The 17,616-nt window shown below is 45.8% G+C and carries 18 protein-coding genes and 4 tRNA genes; 12 read left to right on the top strand and 10 right to left on the bottom strand.

Annotation, left to right across the window (positions count from 1 at the left end; translation table 11 throughout):
• Positions 1 to 184: 184 nt before the first annotated feature.
• A tRNA-Pro gene (locus ST37_RS12950) sits at positions 185 to 261 on the bottom strand.
• A 257-nt stretch (positions 262 to 518) separates the two neighbouring features.
• Between ST37_RS12950 and ST37_RS12940 the strand changes: the two genes are divergently transcribed.
• The 3 genes from ST37_RS12940 to rluF all read left to right on the top strand — a co-directional run bounded on the left by ST37_RS12940 (position 519) and on the right by rluF (position 2,377).
• A complete protein-coding gene (locus ST37_RS12940; RefSeq protein WP_084887026.1) occupies positions 519 to 659 on the top strand; it encodes a DUF3149 domain-containing protein in 141 nt (46 codons plus the stop codon).
• Between the two features lie 119 nt (positions 660 to 778).
• Entirely contained in the window at positions 779 to 1,366 is a 588-nt protein-coding gene (gene smrA, locus ST37_RS12935; protein WP_084887024.1) for a DNA endonuclease SmrA, read from the top strand.
• Between the two features lie 27 nt (positions 1,367 to 1,393).
• Entirely contained in the window at positions 1,394 to 2,377 is a 984-nt protein-coding gene (rluF, locus tag ST37_RS12930) for a 23S rRNA pseudouridine(2604) synthase RluF (RefSeq protein ID WP_172401015.1), read from the top strand.
• On the opposite strand, the gene ybaK is transcribed toward rluF, so the two are convergent.
• Both ybaK and ushA read right to left on the bottom strand, forming a co-directional pair.
• Positions 2,374 to 2,853 carry a Cys-tRNA(Pro) deacylase gene (ybaK, locus tag ST37_RS12925; RefSeq protein WP_084888123.1) on the bottom strand — a complete coding sequence of 160 codons (480 nt, stop codon included), beginning with the start codon at positions 2,851 to 2,853 and terminating at the stop codon, positions 2,374 to 2,376. The two genes, rluF and ybaK, sit on opposite strands and share 4 nt — an antisense overlap.
• A gap of 92 nt (positions 2,854 to 2,945) precedes the next feature.
• Positions 2,946 to 4,601, bottom strand: coding sequence for a bifunctional UDP-sugar hydrolase/5'-nucleotidase UshA (gene ushA, locus ST37_RS12920; RefSeq protein WP_084887020.1), 1,656 nt, complete (start codon positions 4,599 to 4,601; stop codon positions 2,946 to 2,948).
• A 279-nt stretch (positions 4,602 to 4,880) separates the two neighbouring features.
• Here ushA and ST37_RS12915 point away from each other — a divergent pair, with 279 nt between their 5' ends.
• Positions 4,881 to 5,969 carry a GGDEF domain-containing protein gene (locus ST37_RS12915; protein WP_084887018.1) on the top strand — a complete coding sequence of 363 codons (1,089 nt, stop codon included), beginning with the start codon at positions 4,881 to 4,883 and terminating at the stop codon, positions 5,967 to 5,969.
• An 86-nt stretch (positions 5,970 to 6,055) separates the two neighbouring features.
• Here ST37_RS12915 and kdsA read toward each other — a convergent pair whose 3' ends face one another.
• From kdsA to hemA, 6 genes are all read right to left on the bottom strand, one after another.
• Positions 6,056 to 6,907 carry a 3-deoxy-8-phosphooctulonate synthase gene (gene kdsA, locus ST37_RS12910; protein ID WP_084887016.1) on the bottom strand — a complete coding sequence of 284 codons (852 nt, stop codon included), beginning with the start codon at positions 6,905 to 6,907 and terminating at the stop codon, positions 6,056 to 6,058.
• 76 nt (positions 6,908 to 6,983) lie between these two features.
• A complete protein-coding gene (locus ST37_RS12905) occupies positions 6,984 to 7,793 on the bottom strand; it encodes a SirB1 family protein (protein ID WP_084887014.1) in 810 nt (269 codons plus the stop codon).
• Positions 7,794 to 7,836: 43 nt separating this feature from the next.
• Positions 7,837 to 8,217 (bottom strand): SirB2 family protein, encoded by a 381-nt coding sequence (locus tag ST37_RS12900; RefSeq protein ID WP_084887012.1) that lies wholly within the window; start codon positions 8,215 to 8,217, stop codon positions 7,837 to 7,839.
• Between the two features lie 23 nt (positions 8,218 to 8,240).
• The gene (prmC, locus tag ST37_RS12895; protein WP_084887010.1) at positions 8,241 to 9,119 is read right to left on the bottom strand and encodes a peptide chain release factor N(5)-glutamine methyltransferase; all 879 of its coding nucleotides are present in this window, start codon (positions 9,117 to 9,119) and stop codon (positions 8,241 to 8,243) included.
• A 9-nt stretch (positions 9,120 to 9,128) separates the two neighbouring features.
• Complete coding sequence (prfA, locus tag ST37_RS12890; protein WP_084887008.1) at positions 9,129 to 10,217, bottom strand: peptide chain release factor 1; 1,089 nt, start codon at positions 10,215 to 10,217, stop codon at positions 9,129 to 9,131.
• A 62-nt stretch (positions 10,218 to 10,279) separates the two neighbouring features.
• Entirely contained in the window at positions 10,280 to 11,536 is a 1,257-nt protein-coding gene (hemA, locus tag ST37_RS12885; protein ID WP_084887006.1) for a glutamyl-tRNA reductase, read from the bottom strand.
• Positions 11,537 to 11,692: 156 nt separating this feature from the next.
• Here hemA and lolB point away from each other — a divergent pair, with 156 nt between their 5' ends.
• The 5 genes from lolB to ychF all read left to right on the top strand — a co-directional run bounded on the left by lolB (position 11,693) and on the right by ychF (position 16,134).
• Complete coding sequence (gene lolB, locus ST37_RS12880; protein ID WP_084887004.1) at positions 11,693 to 12,310, top strand: lipoprotein insertase outer membrane protein LolB; 618 nt, start codon at positions 11,693 to 11,695, stop codon at positions 12,308 to 12,310.
• Between the two features lie 5 nt (positions 12,311 to 12,315).
• On the top strand, positions 12,316 to 13,185 hold the full coding sequence (ispE, locus tag ST37_RS12875; RefSeq protein ID WP_084887002.1) for a 4-(cytidine 5'-diphospho)-2-C-methyl-D-erythritol kinase: 870 nt from the start codon (positions 12,316 to 12,318) through the stop codon (positions 13,183 to 13,185).
• A 37-nt stretch (positions 13,186 to 13,222) separates the two neighbouring features.
• Positions 13,223 to 14,167: a ribose-phosphate pyrophosphokinase gene (locus ST37_RS12870; RefSeq protein WP_084887000.1), complete on the top strand. Its 945-nt coding sequence runs from the start codon at positions 13,223 to 13,225 to the stop codon at positions 14,165 to 14,167.
• 258 nt (positions 14,168 to 14,425) lie between these two features.
• Positions 14,426 to 15,016 carry an aminoacyl-tRNA hydrolase gene (gene pth / locus ST37_RS12865; protein ID WP_084886998.1) on the top strand — a complete coding sequence of 197 codons (591 nt, stop codon included), beginning with the start codon at positions 14,426 to 14,428 and terminating at the stop codon, positions 15,014 to 15,016.
• A gap of 26 nt (positions 15,017 to 15,042) precedes the next feature.
• A complete protein-coding gene (gene ychF, locus ST37_RS12860) occupies positions 15,043 to 16,134 on the top strand; it encodes a redox-regulated ATPase YchF (protein WP_084886997.1) in 1,092 nt (363 codons plus the stop codon).
• A 49-nt stretch (positions 16,135 to 16,183) separates the two neighbouring features.
• Here the strand turns inward: ychF and ST37_RS12855 are convergent, their stop codons facing one another.
• Positions 16,184 to 16,879 (bottom strand): DNA-3-methyladenine glycosylase I, encoded by a 696-nt coding sequence (locus tag ST37_RS12855; protein WP_084886995.1) that lies wholly within the window; start codon positions 16,877 to 16,879, stop codon positions 16,184 to 16,186.
• A 292-nt stretch (positions 16,880 to 17,171) separates the two neighbouring features.
• Between ST37_RS12855 and ST37_RS12850 the strand changes: the two genes are divergently transcribed.
• From ST37_RS12850 to ST37_RS12840, 3 genes are all read left to right on the top strand, one after another.
• Positions 17,172 to 17,248: transfer RNA gene (locus ST37_RS12850), tRNA-Met, on the top strand.
• A gap of 78 nt (positions 17,249 to 17,326) precedes the next feature.
• Positions 17,327 to 17,411 (top strand) — tRNA-Leu (locus tag ST37_RS12845).
• Between the two features lie 26 nt (positions 17,412 to 17,437).
• Positions 17,438 to 17,512 (top strand) — tRNA-Gln (locus ST37_RS12840).
• The last annotated feature ends 104 nt before the right edge of the window (positions 17,513 to 17,616 follow it).

Here is a 17,616-nt window from a genome sequence, read left to right as displayed (position 1 = left end):
AAAGCAAAAAGCCTCGCTAAAATAGCGAGGCTTTTTTGAAGGTGGTCGGTGAAGAGGGATTCGTACGCGGCGGGCTTCCGCACCCGACCCGCTGGGCTGTCGGTGCCAATGACGCATTAACGTTTGAATTGTTATACTTCAGATAGCAAAAAGCCTCGCTATATTAGCGAGGCTTTTTTAAAGGTGGTCGGTGAAGAGGGATTCGAACCCCCGACCCTCTGGTCCCAAACCAGATGCGCTACCAAGCTGCGCTATTCACCGAATCAGTCTCACAATGGCCGTTGCCATTCGAGAGCCGCAATAATACGGATTCGAGTGAACGATGCAACCCTTTTTTCATTTTTTTTATCCTAACGACTGCAACCCATCAAGAACGCCACAGTGATCTCTTTAACATTTTGTTATTACAACCTTTCCACATCCACAACAAACGAAAAACAATTGATCCAGATCAGTACAAAAAAGCATCATCAGCTTAATTTAGTGCTTGTCTTCTGACTTTCTACAAGGGTTTGAAAATGGATTTTTGGATGGACCAGCTGTTTGGAAATAGTGTCGGCCTCTCTTCAATATTCGTCATCTTTAGCGCGTTCGCGTTGATGATATTCTTTTTCGGCTTTTTTGTTTACAAAGTTATGAGTGACAAATCTCCTCACTAAATCAATTCGCAATGGGTATGTTGCTGCCGGAGTGATTTCCTAATCGCTCCGGTTTTTTTATTGGGATTTCCCCACAACTCTGAATATAATTGGACAAAATATCCATTGAGATTCCAATCATGTCCAATGACGCATTAGATGGCGAAGATCTGTTTCGTCAAATGATGGGAGATGTTACCCCTCTCAAACAAGACACCACCAACCACGATAATAAATCTCGCATTACCGATGCTCAGCTAGCTCGACAAGCCGCTGCGGTAAAAGAGTCAGAGCCATTGAGCGATTTCCTCACGCTCGATAATGCACCGATGATCAAACCCGACGATCTTATCGAATATAAGAAAGACGGCGTACAAGATGGTGTGTATAAAAAGCTCCGATTAGGCAAGTACCCTATTCAGGCAAGACTCGACTTGCATAAAAAATCGCTTAAGCATGCTCGTGATGACGTCATAGAGTTTGTAAAACGCTGCATGCGTCTTGATATTCGGACTGTGGTCATTGTTCACGGTAAGGGGTATCACTCAAACCCACCAGCACTAATAAAAAGTTATCTTGCTGCTTGGCTTGAACACATCCCTGAGGTAATGTGTGCGCACTCTGCTCTACCGCAGCACGGTGGGACCGGAGCACTCTATTTAATGCTGAGAAAAAGCGACGCTAAAAAGCAAGAAACTCGCGAACGCCATCAAAAGCGTCTTGGCTAACTAACAAGCCGTTGAGAAACGTAAAGGATACCTATGCATACTGAAAAAAGATTAAACAAATTCATTAGCGAAACAGGATTTTGCTCACGCCGCGAAGCCGACAAGTTGATCGATGCGGGTCGAGTCACTGTGAACGGTATTAAGCCAGAGATGGGGCTTAAAGTAACCGATAACGACACCGTATTGATCGACGACAAGCCATTAAAAGCTAAGGCAAAACCGATTTATATTGCTCTCAACAAGCCAACCGGTATCACCTGCACAACAGAACGAGACGTTCCCGGTAACATTGTAGACTTCATTGGGCATAAGCAGCGCATCTTCCCTATTGGTCGCTTGGATAAACCGTCTGATGGTTTGATCTTCTTGACCAACGACGGAGACATCGTCAACAAAATCCTACGTGCGGGTAATGACCACGAAAAAGAGTATGTAGTACGAGTAGACAGACCTATCACGGATAAATTTATTCAGTCCATGTCACGCGGCGTTCCTATTTTAGACACCGTGACACTTCCGTGTAAGGTGACTCAAGAGAGCAAATACAGTTTCCGCATTGTACTTACCCAAGGTTTGAATCGACAAATTCGCCGCATGTGTGAAGCGCTTGGCTATGAAGTGTTTAAACTGCGTCGAGTGCGTATTATGAACATCAGCATCGATGGCATTCCTAATGGAGAATGGCGTTACTTAACCGATGCAGAAGTTAAACAAATTTTGTCACTGGTTGAAGGCTCTAGCGGTACAGAAGAAGCATCAAAGAAGGATCAAACCGGTCAACGTATTCGTAGAGCTACTGATGCTAAATTGTTTGATAGCCGCGAAGAAAACCAAAACTCTAAGGCAAGGCGCAACCAGAAGACCTATAGAGGCCATGGTGCCGATGAGTTTAGGCACGCACCTAAATCGAATCCAAATAAAAGACGCCACGGCGTCAAACCAGGTTCAGACAACGGCTCTTCAGCACCGGGTCGACCACGTAAAAGCGGTACACTTGGACTTAAGCGTTAGTCACTCTGTTTAAGAGGCGTAAACCTGGCACGTGTAACGGCCGCCAAATCTTGCGGCGACAGTTGTATATCGAGGCCACGCTTACCGCCGCTCACCAAAATCTGTTCCAATTCCAGTGCGCTGTCATCTATAAAGGTTGGCAGCGCTTTTTTCTGTGCGATTGGGCTAATGCCACCCACTAAATACCCTGTCACCACCTGGGCAATGGTAGGCTCAGCCATCTCGGCTTTTTTAACGCCTGCTGCCTTGGCCGCCAGCTTCAAATTCAGTGACGAATCCACTGGGACAATCGCAACGGCCAGTTGTTTGGCTGCGCCATTTAGTGAGAAAAGCAACGTTTTAAATACGCACTTAGGATCGAGATTTAATGCATTGGCCGCTTCCATACCAAAGTTTCGACTATTTGGGTCGTGCTCAAAGCTGTGCAGTGAGTACGGGATTTTTTTCTTTTTAAGAAGATTAACAGCAGGAGTCATGGCAGCAGTGTGGTTGGGTTTAATACTCACAATAATAAAGAGGCTAGAACAAGTCTAGCCTCTTAGTCATTACGCTGTTTTACTAAGTTTGATTACTTGTACGTAATCTCGCCCATTGGCTCAAATTTAGAAACATCGATTGGGCTGTTGGTTTCAATAAACTCTTTCAGCACTTCCGCGTCCACAAAGCCAGTATTTACGTAGCCAGGGTGACCTGTCACTTTCGGGTATCCGTCACCACCAGATGCGTTAAAGCTCGGTACAGTGAAGCGGTAAGTCTTAGCCATATCTACCGGCATACCGCCAATCAATACGTCACTGATTTGACCGTTAGATACTGTAAGCGATACGCCAGCAAACTGGGCAAATGCACCAGAGTCTTTTTCTTTGGTTGCTACCGCAGTTAGGTACTCAAGCACTTCTTTACCGCTCATGTCGGTGTAAGTCAGTGCGTTAGCAAACGGCTGAACTGTTAGCACGTCTTTATACGTCACATCGCCAGTTGCAATAGAAGCACGTACACCACCAGAGTTCATGACCGCAAAATCAGCTTTAGCACGTTCCATGTGTGCGGTTGCGATCAAACGGCCTAAGTTAGTTTGTGAAGAACGAACAATCGCGCGCTCACCCACCAAGGTATCGTTGATAGTACCAATGGTAACGTTTAGCTCAGCCTGACCTTTGTCTTGATAAGGCTGTAAGAACGCTTGCATCTCTGCATCGGCGGCAATTTCGTCTTGGATGAATACACGTTGTGACTCACCATCGACCGTTACTTTTTTCTTAAGGTTTACAGGGATCAAGTCGTAGCTAACAAGGTTCAATTCGCCGTTGCGGAACTCGTAATCAGCGCGGCCAACGTATTTGCCCCACTCATGCGCCTGAACAATCCACGTACCATTTTGTTGGTCTGGTTTACATTCGTCACCTGGGCTAAAGTCTGCAACGCGGTTTTCACCTTCCATACAAACTGGCTCTTGAGAGTGACCACCAACGATAAGGTCTAGCTGGCCTGGCTCAAGTGAGCGTGCAAGGGTAACGTCACCCGGAGCATTGCCACCGTGTTTGCCATCGGCAAAGTGACCCATGTGCGTCACAGCAAAAACTAAGTCGGCTTGTTCATTGGCTTCGATTTCAGCCAAAACAACTTTGGCTTCATCTTCAGGCGCGCGGAACTCCAAACCACCGATGTATTCTGGATTACCAATTTTCCAAGTATCTGCTGTAGTGAAACCGACAACGGCGATCTTGATGCCTTGTTTTTCAAATACTTGATACGCTTGGTATTTACGCTCACCTGTCTCTTTATCGTAAATGTTTGCTGAGAGCATAGGGAAGTCTGCCCAGCCCATTTGCATGTCGAGTACGTGCAATGGGTTGTCAAACTCGTGGTTACCGATAGCCATCGCATCGTAACCAATCATGGTCATGCCTTTAAAGTCGGGTTCTGCGTCAAGCAGATCTGACTCAGGAACACCAGTATTGATGTCACCACCAGATAGCAGCAATACTTCACCGCCTGATGCAGCGACTTCAGCGCGAATTGAGTCGATCAGGGTCTTACGAGCTGCCATGCCGTACTCACCGTATCTGTTATGCCAAAAACGACCATGGTGGTCATTGGTGTGCAAAACAGTTAATTGGTAGGTTTTATCTTCTTCCCAGGCTGGTCCTTGAGATGCACACCCTGCAAGGGTGGCAAGTAGCATAGAGGCTACTGCTGTTTTTAAAAACTTATGTTCCTTCATTATCTCGCCTATTTTTTTTGATTCAACATACGAAAACTGTGTTACGACTCACAACGGGGCGTGTGTCGATAAACATAGTGTAATCGGGTTAATTGATTTAAACCTAACTATCTGCCAAGCAAACTTTTTTTTTGTTCACTAACTCACACGCAAACGTTTAGTTCACGGGTGACACTGTACAACAATACCTGCTCGACTTAACAGATTTATTACGCGATGAAGTGACACAGCTAATTAAACAGAATATCATACCAATAAATCCCTCGCGCATATCTATCTATGAGCCATTTTTCAGAGCTACGTTTCCGCCATTTCGTATTTCTCAAAATTTATAAGCCTTACATTCACTATACTCAGTTTGCTCTCGTGGTTTATGCAGCATTTGCCATATTTGATTATCAAACCTTGGGTCATGACTCGCTTAACATTGTCATCACACGATTTCTATTTGTTATCGTTGCTGCCACGTCGCTACATGTATCGGTTAAAAGGGAATCAAAGTACTTAGAAGCGATCGAGATGGTGTTTTTCATTTTTGCGGGTTGGTTAGTTAACTTGGTTGGGTATATCGCGATTGACTTGGGAAATAACAACTATCAAAGCGGTGTCATGCTCATTATGCTCTATCTTGGCACATTATCTCGCATGCGATTTAGCCTCAGCTTAACCAGTATGGTGACAATTTTAATCCCCTACCTTATTTTCCTTTACCCACGACTTTTAGACATGGATTACAATAAAGAATCCGACCATATCTCGATTGTGATCACCACAATGATCATATGCGCTCTGGCTTCATTTCGAAGAGAAAAAGAGGTTCAAAGTCGTTACCAACAAGAACGACAAGTTCGCCGCCAGTCACTGGCATTAACGCGTTCATCTCGAAAACTAAAACAGTTAAGTGAGACCGACGCTTTAACCGGCTTGAATAATCGTCACTACCTGAGATATACCGTATTACCCAAGGTACGAGAATTTAGCCAACTGGGGGTCATCATTGCAGATATCGACCACTTTAAATCGATTAATGATAAGTTTGGTCACGATGTCGGTGATGATGTCATACAAAAGCTCGGTTCGCTAATACGGCAAGCGCTACCTGAAGGTGCGACTGCGATCCGCTATGGTGGAGAAGAATTTTTAATTGTGTTGCCCAATGCAGACAAAGCGAGCGTTGAACTCTTCAGTCATTACCTTAAGCAGCAATGTGAGAAACAGCGATTCGAGCATGGCTCATCGGTAACCCTATCCATTGGTTTTTGGCACGGAAAACCGTTTGATAGCCAATTAAAGTACGCCATCGCCAAAGCAGATATGGCGCTCTATAACGCCAAAGAATCTGGTCGAAACACGGTCATGTCTGCGTAAAAGAGGTTTGCCGCACTCCATTGCAGCAAAAAAAGCGAGGCTCAATCAATGAGCCTCGCTTAAAAGTTTCAGTCCTGTCGGTACGACTATTTAATATCGATGTGCTCGAATCCTTTGATCAAATCATCAAGCGTCTTCATCTGTGCCAAAAATGGCTCAAGCTTATCAAGTGGCAGAGCTGAAGGACCATCGCACAGTGCTTTGTCTGGATCAGGGTGAGCTTCGATAAACAAACCAGCGATCCCAGTTGCAAGACCCGCTTTTGCCAATTCAACCGTTTGCTCGCGTCGACCGCCAGAAGCCGCGCCTGAAGGGTCACGCATTTGCAGTGAGTGAGTCACATCGAAAATGATTGGGCTGCCACCAGACACGTTTTTCATCACACCAAAACCCAGCATATCTACCACTAGGTTATCGTATCCAAGGCATGAACCACGTTCACACAAGATAATTTGCTCATTACCGCACTCTGCAAACTTATCAACGATGTTGCCTACTTGCCCAGGGCTCATAAACTGAGGTTTCTTAACGTTGATCACCGCACCTGTTTTTGCCATCGCTTCAACCAAATCAGTTTGACGAGCTAAAAATGCAGGCAACTGGATCACATCGGCCACTTCGGCCACAGGTTGACACTGCGCTTCGGTATGTACATCGGTGATCACTTTCACGCCGAATGTCTGCTTCAGCTCTTCAAATATTTTCAATCCCTCTTCCATACCAGGGCCACGGTACGAATGGACAGAACTGCGATTCGCTTTGTCAAAAGACGCTTTAAACACGTATGGAATGCCAAGCTTATCGGTCACCTTCACGTAATGTTCGCAAATTTGCATCGCCAAATCGCGTGACTCGAGGACATTCATTCCAGCAAAAAGAGTAAATGGTTTATCGTTAGCAACAGGAATATTGCCGATGTTGACTGTTTTTTGGGTCATGGGGTTCTCTCTAACAAAACGTCTAAATAAGGTAATAAACGACCGATAATCAATAAGGAACTAGTGTAGCCGAAATCTAGTGCAGCACCGTTGGGCTTTCATCAAAAACTTTAACTTGAAGCTTTAATACCTCAGCGGCTGGATCATTGGGACACTGTTCAATAAAGAATCGATAGTCCTCTGCCGCTACTGAGTGGCACTCTAGTTGCTGATAGATAAAGCCGCGATCGCGGATTTCGTATGGATCTTCGGGCACAAGCGTTAACGCAATATCTGAGCAGCGAAGTGCTAGTGTGAAGCTTTCTTCGCGCAGTAATGCGCTTTTCATTACCGCAAGCCAACGGCCTACTACTGTTGGGTTATCTGAGGCTTGAGTGTCTTTTTCGGCCACTTTAGCAAGGGGGCCATCATGACCAATCATCCACGCTTTTAAGGTGCTACGTGTGACATATTCGCCATCGAACGGATTAATAAATTTGGTTTCTTGTCCGGGCCAGTCAACGCGCAAAATAAATTGCGTTGGAAAAGTGACGCCAGAGACTGGAAGACCCAACTTGTTACTCAGAAACAGTAATACTGCTCCCAGTGAAACTGGAATACCTTGTCGACGCTCTAAAACCTTGTCGACAAAGACATTATCAGACGAAAAATATGACTCTTGATCGCCTTTAAAACCCCATTCGTTATAGAAAAGGCGTAGCAGCGATTCAAATCGAAGCTTTTCGTTCGGTTCGTGAGCCAATTTCATTTCGGCTTCAATGAATAATTCGCCAAGCTGTCGCATGACATCTATTTTGTCTACAGAAGGCTTAACCGCACAGTTTAGTGCTAATGCGCCTTCGATCAATTCCATCTGGTCTAAATCATCGTCAAATAGATCGAACACAGTTACCTCTTACTTCAACTGCTGGTGCTGAATAACAGCGAAATTAAAACCACATTGGTGTTTTGGAAATAGTGACATTCGCCGCCATTATTAACCACCCTAAGGCACCAAAAAACGCAAACGCCCGCAGCCCTTCATTAGCCGCAATTTTCATGGTAAATACCCCTAACGCAATGTAGGCCAATACACAGGTGAGCTTCTCGGTCAACCAGGCTGAGCCTTCGGTAAACGGCATATAACCGGTCACCGCTAACATAGTCAACCCAGAGACAATTAGGGCACCATTAACCGCGTGAGGAACAATTTTAAAAAATCGATGCTCCAGCAATGGCGACTTTCTCACTTTAAGAACATACTGAATCACAAAGAGTGTGACGCTAAGAAGTATAAAAAATAAGTGAGCGTGTTTTGCAGCAAAATACATATTCATCCTTATTGATTCGGTCGTTAATCCATTGAGTATGCGGTCGTCCACTGCCCAAGCGTGACACGGTCTCGACCACCATAGTCCAGCTCTGTGCACACTTGGCTGTACCCCAAATCGTTCAAAAATTCTCGAACTTTCTCACCTTGATCATAGCCATGCTCCATAAGCAACCAACCCTTTTCAGTGAGATATCCCCGCGCTTGGGTGGCAATATGTTGCAGGTCTGATAACCCCTCATTCGTTGCCACTAACGCCGTTACCGGTTCGAAACGTACATCGCCTTCAGACAAATGGGGGTCCGCTGGGTCAATATACGGTGGATTAGATACTATGGTCGAAAATCGAGTGTCATTGTCAACGGCCGAAAACCAATCGCTCAGTTTAAACTCAGCATTTTTTATGCCAAGTCTGCGAGCGTTTTGCTTTGCGATCAGTACTGCGGGTTGTTGAAAATCGACCCCAGTCACTGACGACTGTGGACGCTCTGATGCAAGGGCCAATGCGATAGCGCCAGTCCCTGTCCCAAGATCTAAAATTGCCTGGCCATCGGTGGTTTTATCCAAAGCCAATTCAACTAAGCGCTCTGTATCGGGCCTTGGGATCAATGTGCTGGGCGAAACCTCCAACTCTAGAGACCAAAACTCACGCGTACCGACAATATACGCGATAGGCTCACCGTGGGTTCGGCGATTCACTAACGACTTATATTGAGAAACTTGCTGATTAGTGAGTGACTTCTCTGGCCATGTGAACAAGTAACTGTGAGGCTTTTGAAGCACAAAGCAGAGTAAAACCTGCGCATCGAGCTTTGCGGACTCGGAATGCTCCAGCAAAGCTTGTGTGGCACTTTCTAAAGCCAACTCAACCGTTGAGTTGGCCGATAACGCAAAATGTTGCATCGCTAACGATTAATGCTGGTCAGACAAAGCGGCAAGCTGATCCGCTTGGTGCTCTGTCACTACAGGATCAATCAACGCAGATAAATCACCTTCCATCACTTCAGACAGACGGTACAGTGTTAAGTTAATGCGATGATCCGATACACGCCCTTGTGGGTAGTTGTATGTACGAATTCGGTCACTGCGATCACCACTGCCCAATAGATTACGACGAGTGTCCGACACTTCAGCGGCACGCTTTTCCACTTCAGCTTGAGTGATTCTCGCGGCCAGTACCGACATCGCTTTGGCTTTGTTTTTGTGTTGAGAACGCTCATCTTGACACTCTACAACTGTACCTGTCGGTAAGTGGGTAATACGAATGGCAGAATCAGTGGTGTTAACGTGCTGGCCACCAGCTCCTGATGCACGGAACGTGTCAATCTTCAGGTCAGCCGCTTTGATTTCTGGAAGCTCAGCTTCTGGCACTTCAGCCATAACAGCAACCGTACACGCAGAAGTGTGTACACGGCCTTGAGATTCTGTTTCAGGCACACGTTGCACGCGGTGACCGCCAGATTCAAACTTCAAGGTACCAAACACGCCGTCGCCACTCACTTTAGCGATCATCTCTTTGTAGCCGCCTTGCTCAGACTCATTGCTACTCATGACTTCGACACGCCAACCGTTCTTTTCTGCAAACTTAGAGTACATACGGAACAAGTCGCCGGCAAAAATGCCCGCTTCATCACCACCCGCACCCGCGCGGATCTCAAGGAAACAGTTACGTTCATCATTCGGATCTTTTGGTAGCAATAGAATCTGTAATTCAGCTGCCAACGATTCGATGGTGCCTTTCGCTTCGGCGATCTCTTCTTGAGCCATTTCACGCATTTCAGGATCGTCTTCATTGGCCATTTCTTTGGCTGCGTCTAGATCTTCTTGTGCTTGCTGATATTGTTGGAAACAAGCGGTGACTTCTTCAAGCTGCGAGTACTCTTTTGATAGAGCACGAAACTTATTTTGATCGCCGATCACATCGGGATCGCCCAGCAGGTGCTGAACTTCTTCGTAGCGTTCAACAAGCGATTCCAGTTTTGCGAGTATAGAGTCTTTCATAGTGGTCTTTTCTTTGATTAATACCAAACAGCTGGTGGGATACCAGTACCAGGCTCGGTGTGCTAATTGTCATCTAAACCTAGAGTTTGTCGTATCACTCCAAGTTTATCGAATTGTTGAGATTGTGCCGCAGTTTGCAGCGCTTTGGTCGGCTCATGAATTAACCTGTTGGTTAACTTGTTGCTCAGTTCGACCAGCACTTTTTCGGGAGCGGCTCCCGACTGCAGTGCGCTCAGGCTTTTTGCCAGCAGTTCGACGCGAACGTCATTGGCAGATAAACGATAGTCTCGGATACTGTCTACCGCTAAACGAGAGTGCCGCCACTCCATAAATGCAGCGCATTCTTCTTTTACAATGGCCTCGGCGCGCACAGCCTCTGAACGGCGCTGCTGCATATTTTTATCAATGATACTCTGAAGGTCATCCACCGTATATAAATAGGCGTCGTTTAAATCGGCAACCTGCGATTCAATATCCCTCGGTACTGCGATATCAATAAACAACATCGGCTTATGACGACGCGCTTTAAGTGCATCTTCCACCATCCCTTTACCAATAATAGGTAACTGGCTTGCGGTTGAACTGATCACTATATCGACATTCATTAAATGATTAGGAATATCACTTAACGACATGGCTCGAGCGCCAAAATTATCTGCTAGCCCTTGCGCGCGTTCTTTGGTTCGGTTTGCGACAGCCATTTTCCGACCGCCACTGTCATGCAAATGCTTTGCGACCAATTCAATGGTCTCACCAGCGCCTACCAATAAAATAGAGGCGTCGGCTAACGATTCAAAAATGTGCTTCGCTAAATTACAAGCCGCATAGGCAACTGAAACAGCACTGCTGCCTATTTCAGTTTCGGTGCGCACACGCTTAGCGACTGAAAACGTTTTTTGCAAAAGCTTATCGAGAGTACCATCCAGTGCGCTGTGCTCTATCGCTTGTGAATATACTTGTTTTACCTGCCCGAGGATTTGAGGCTCGCCCAGCACTAAAGAATCCAACCCACACGCCACTCGCATAAGATGAGTGATCGCTTGGTCTTCTTTATAGCTGTACAGCGATGGCAGTAAGCTCGACATATCGAGCTCATGAAAAGAGACCAACCAGTCAATGATCGCGTCTGAGCATTCGCTCGAGCTTTCCACGTACAACTCGGTACGATTACAGGTCGATAAGATCATGGCACTAATCACGTGGGGCACATCATTTAACGATGCGTACGCTACATCCAAAGCATCCGCAGAAAAAGCCACTTTCTCGCGAAGCTCTACGGGGGCTGTATTGTGATTGATACCAATTACTAAAAGCGGCATAAACGAAAAGAGTAATACCTTGCAAAAATTCAATCGCAGATGTTACTTGATGGGCGGTGCTAAAGAAAGCGTTTAAGCGATTTGTTTGAGCCTAATCGCTGTAATAATGCTATAGTTTGCGCTGAAAAACATTGCTATGGAATCTCGGTTTACCCCATGAAATCGCTACTACGGATAGTCACACTTTGCGCATTGGCCTTTCTTACTGCTTGTTCTCAACTTGGACAACAACCCACTCAAGAGCCTCTTGAGCCTGTGAGTAGTTGGGAAGAGCATCAACAAAAGTTGCTTCAGCTCACCCACTATCAAGCCAGTGGGAAACTGGGTTACATCGACCCAAGTCAGCGTCAAAGTCTCAATTTCACTTGGTCGAAAAGCGCCGATAAAACCGAACTCAATTTGTTTACGTTTTTGGGTACAAAAGTCATGTCACTAACGATCACGCCTCGCTATGCACGGGTAGAAAATAGCGACGGTGACATATTTTCTCACCTCGATGCGAACTATCTAATCAAAAACCTGACCGGTTTAGACATTCCGATAGAACATTTTGATAACTGGATCATTGGCTTACCTGGAGCCAATGATGCATTCACATTGAACCCTCAATTCTACTTGCAGTCGACTCATACTACCGCCAGTGACGCCAAGTGGACGGTTGACTACACCGAATACACTCAAGCCCAGCAGTTTACGCTACCGCAGAATATGAAACTCAACCACCAACAAACCAAATTGATTGTCTCAGTTTCCAAGTGGACAATCTCAGAGTAGTTATCATGACCCCAATTTTCGATCTTACTCATTGGCCATCACCCGCAAAGCTTAATTTATTTCTGTATATCACTGGTAAAAACGAACGCGGCTACCACAATCTGCAAACTTTGTTTCAGTTTGTCGAACACGGTGACAAGCTCGATATTCAAGCCAATGACTCCGGCAGTGTGACCTTAGCACCGGCTATTGAGAATCTAGCGATTGAGGACAATTTAATCTACCGAGCGGCTATGGCACTGAAAGCACACACAGGCTGTCAGCTTGGAGCGCATATACATTTGTTTAAGACTCTGCCTATGGGCGGGGGCATTGGGGGCGGTTCGTCCAACGCAGCGACCGCATTAGTGGCACTGAACTTTTTGTGGGGACTCAATTTGAGTAACACCGAATTACAACAGATTGGCATTCAATTGGGTGCCGATGTTCCGGTGTTTATAAAAGGTGTTGCTGCATTTGCTGAAGGCGTCGGTGAAAAACTGACTCCCGTCTCCCCTATCGAAAAAACCTATTTGGTTGTTCGCCCCAATGTGCATATTTCTACCGCAGACATTTTTAGTCACAAAGATCTTCCCAGAAACACGCCAAAACGGACTTGGGAGGAGCTAAATCAAACCCCATACGAAAACGATTGCGAAAAAATAGTCCGTTCACTGTATCCAGAGGTTGATAAGCAACTTTCATGGCTGCTACAATACGCGCCGTCACGATTGACTGGCACCGGTTCGTGCGTTTTTTCGGAATTTGACGACAGTGCAAAGGCACTGGAGTTGCAAAAAAATGTCACCAAAGATTGCCAATCCTTTGTTACTAAAGGAGTTAATCTTTCGCCACTCAATGTGACACTGGCTAAGTACCAACAAGCCTACACTTAACTCAAACAATCTGTACGCAACCCTGAGGTTTTTTACCGTGCCTGATATGAAGCTTTTTGCTGGAAACGCTACCCCTGAACTGGCTCAACGTATTGCTGACCGTCTCTACATTTCACTTGGTGATGCTGTAGTCGACCGTTTCTCTGACGGCGAAGTCGCTGTTCAAATCAACGAAAACGTTCGTGGTAGTGATGTATTCATTATTCAATCGACTTGTGCACCAACCAATGACAACCTAATGGAATTGGTAGTAATGATTGATGCAATGCGTCGCGCTTCTGCTGGCCGTATTACTGCTGTAATCCCATATTTTGGTTACGCGCGCCAAGATCGTCGTGTTCGTTCTGCTCGTGTGCCTATCACTGCAAAAGTAGTGGCGGATTTCTTGTCTAATGTCGGTGTTGACCGCGTACTAACCATCGACTTGCACGCAGAACAGATTCAAGGCTTCTTCGATGTGCCTGTAGACAACATCTTTGGTACTCCAGTATTGCTAGAAGACATGCAATCACGTGGCCTAGAAAACCCAGTAGTGGTTTCTCCAGACCTAGGTGGCGTTGTGCGCGCTCGTGCTACCGCGAAAGCACTCGACGATATCGACATTGCGATTGTTGATAAGCGCCGTCCGCGCGCTAACGTGTCTGAAGTGATGAACCTAATCGGCGACGTTGAAGGCCGTGACTGCGTAATCGTTGACGATATGATCGACACTGGTGGCACACTGTGTAAAGCTGCTGAAGCGTTAAAAGCACGCGGTGCTAAGCGTGTATTTGCTTACGCAACTCACGCAGTATTCTCTGGCAATGCAGCAAGCAACATTAAAAACTCTGTTCTTGACCAAGTGATCGTGACCGACTCAATTAGCCTGTCTAAAGAGATGGCGGCAACAGGTAAAGTCACTACACTAAGCCTGTCTCGCATGTTGGCAGAAGCCATTCGTCGCATCAGCAACGAAGAATCTATCTCGGCTATGTTTAACTAATTACTCTACAGTACGAGATCTAAGCTCAATTCTGTGTACGATTGGAGCAAGCCCTCTTTGTTCGCATAGATGGCATGGACGCCGTGTTTGAGCCATCACGGAAGATTTCACGGCGACTTGCGGAAATCGTAAACAGGATTGTGCAATCCCGCTGATGAGAGTAGTTATATACCCGCAAAGGATCGCCTTCTAAATCGAAGTCGGTCCTTTTTTATTTTCTGTGCTATCATACGGCGCTTTTTTTATTTGGAGTCCGCAGTGTCAGAGCAAATTAAACTGTTGGTTGGATTAGCCAATCCTGGGCCAGAATACACCCGAACCAGACATAACGCTGGCGGTTGGGTCGTAGAAGAGTTGGCTCGAGTTCATAATGTGACCTTAAAGAACGAACCTAAGTTTTTTGGGTTAACGGGGCGTATCCAGATGGGTAGCCATGACATGCGTCTGCTGATCCCAACGACCTTTATGAACTTGTCTGGCAAAGCCGTTGCGACACTTGCGAAGTTTTACCAAATTAAACCAGAAGAAATTATGGTGGCTCACGACGAGTTGGACCTTCCACCTGGAGTTGGAAAGTTTAAGAAAGGCGGGGGTCATGGTGGGCATAACGGTCTAAAAGATACCATTAGCCGCTTGGGCAACAACAAAGAGTTTTATCGCTTGCGTATTGGTATTGGCCATCCTGGACACAAAGATCGCGTTGCGGGCTATGTGTTAGGTAAAGCCCCAATCAAAGAGCAAGAATGCTTAGATGCTGTAGTCGATGAAGCGGTGCGAAGTTTAGATATCTTAATTAAAGATGGCTTAGCAAAAGCGCAAAATCGCCTGCATACTTTCAAAGCAGAATAATCGTTTTATACAATAAGGTTACTATCATGGGTTTCAAATGTGGCATTGTGGGCCTACCAAACGTAGGTAAATCCACCCTTTTTAATGCACTGACTAAAGCAGGTATCGAAGCGGCGAACTTCCCGTTCTGTACTATCGAACCAAACACAGGCGTGGTACCTGTACCCGATTTACGCCTTGATGCACTCGCGAAAATCGTCAACCCACAAAAAATCCTGCCAACAACCATGGAGTTTGTTGATATTGCTGGATTGGTTGCGGGTGCGTCAAAAGGTGAAGGCCTAGGCAACAAGTTCTTGGCCAACATTCGTGAAACGGATGCCATTGGCCACGTAGTACGCTGTTTCGAAAACGACAACATCGTGCACGTGTCAGGTAAAGTATCACCGATTGAAGACATCGAAGTGATCAACCTAGAACTGGCTCTTGCAGACCTTGATACTTGTGAGCGCGCAATGCAGCGTGCAGCGAAAAAAGCCAAAGGCCAAGACAAAGACGCGAAATTCGAACTCTCTGTTCTAGAAAAATTGCTTCCTATCCTTACCGAAGGTGGCATGGCACGTACTGTTGAGTTGGCAAAAGAAGAGCTGGCGGCTATCGGCTACCTAAACTTTCTCACCATGAAGCCAACCATGTACATCGCTAACGTCAACGAAGACGGCTTCGAAGACAATCCATATTTAGACGCAGTACAAGAATACGCCGCCAACGAAAATAACGTTGTTGTTGCCGTATGTGCAGCCATTGAATCTGAGCTAGCTGAGCTTGACGACGAAGATCGTGAAGAGTTTCTTGCCGATATGGGCATTGAAGAACCAGGCCTTAACCGAGTGATCCGTTCTGGTTACGAACTGCTTACCCTTCAAACCTACTTCACAGCGGGTGTAAAAGAAGTGCGCGCGTGGACGATTCCAATTGGTGCCACTGCGCCTCAATCAGCAGGTAAGATCCATACTGACTTTGAAAAAGGCTTTATCCGCGCTGAAGTGGTTGGCTATGACGATTTCATCGCTAACAATGGTGAGTCTGGCGCTAAAGATGCGGGTAAGTGGCGTCTTGAAGGTAAGGACTACATCGTAAAAGACGGAGATGTTATTCACTTCCGCTTTAACGTTTAATCTCAAAAAAGCCCTCTGCCAGAGGGCTTTTTTATACTCTAAACAGTAACTAATCCGCCAACACCACATTGTCGCCGACACCATAGGCAATGATCCTAGAGATATCCGACAAGCTCCTGCCAGACTCACTTCGCCAGTGGTTGAAGGCTTGCTGAGTAGCACGAAGGCTTTTCTGACTGTATAGGCCACCTTCTATGATGGAATGAGCACGCAAATAGCTTTCGACATCACTGCTCAATACAAAAGTATCTTTTCCTAACTGCCTTAACGCGTATGGTCCTGTATTACCCCCAAGACGTTGACCATGTTTTTTAAGGTACAACCACAATTCGACGATTTCATCTTCTGGCCAATTGGCGATAAACTCAGCAAAACTGCCGTGTTCAAGCTGAACAGAACGCATCATCATTGCATTAGCTGGAATGGTCTTCACTTTATTAAAATTTCGGACAATTTTGGGGTCTTGCGCTTTACGCTCGAGCATATCGTCGGGCATTAACAGTATTTTACTCACATCAAACTGCCAAAACACCTCCTCAAATGAGGGCCACTTGTTGTGGATCACTCGCCACACAAAGCCTGACTGGAAGATCGATTTAGTAAACTGAGCTAAATATCGATCGTCACCAATATCGATCAACTCGTCTGGCGTACGACATGGTGGTAACAACGACTCAAGTGCGGCTTGCCCACCTTTACGGTCACACGCCCGCTGATACATTGAGTCAAAAGATTCAAACCTCATTTTTTGCTTAACTCCACTACCTCTCACTATGACAATAGTATTCTACGGCATTGCTAAGTAAAATAGTGCACTTACACATTATTCCATCACTGTAGTTTCAACTTTTTAGACTTAGCTAGTGGCGGACTTAACGTCACTAATTGATGAAAAATAGATTGCTTTGATTAAAAAAAACCCGAACGCTCCGTTTTACTCTAAATCTTCAAAAAAAGTGTTGACGACTTTCGGTCTGAACAGCATAATGCGCTCCGTTCTCAAGGCAGTCGCTACTGTCAAAAGGAACAGGAAATTTGGCTACGTAGCTCAGCTGGTTAGAGCACATCACTCATAATGATGGGGTCACAGGTTCGAATCCCGTCGTAGCCACCATTCTTTCTTTTTGTTAAAAGAGAGATAAAGAACAACGTCTCGTTGAGTACCAATTGTCAACGAAGACTACAGATTTGTGCGGAAGTGGCGGAATTGGTAGACGCACCAGATTTAGGTTCTGGCGCCGCAAGGTGTGAGAGTTCAAGTCTCTCCTTCCGCACCATTATTTAGATTCGAAAGAATCATTGTAGGGCTATCGCCAAGCGGTAAGGCAGCGGCTTTTGATGCCGCCATCCCCTGGTTCGAATCCAGGTAGCCCTGCCACATTTAAAGTGATTACTTGCAAAATAAGCAATCGCTCGCCAAACAATAAAATTGATTGGCAGAAGACGAAAGATGTTATATAGTTCTTCGTCCAAAATTTAGAG

The sequence above is a fragment of the Vibrio sp. qd031 genome, from assembly GCF_002100145.1.
GTDB lineage: Bacteria > Pseudomonadota > Gammaproteobacteria > Enterobacterales > Vibrionaceae > Vibrio.
Note: the sequence above shows the minus strand (reverse complement) of the source record. Positions and strands in the feature narration are given on the sequence as shown.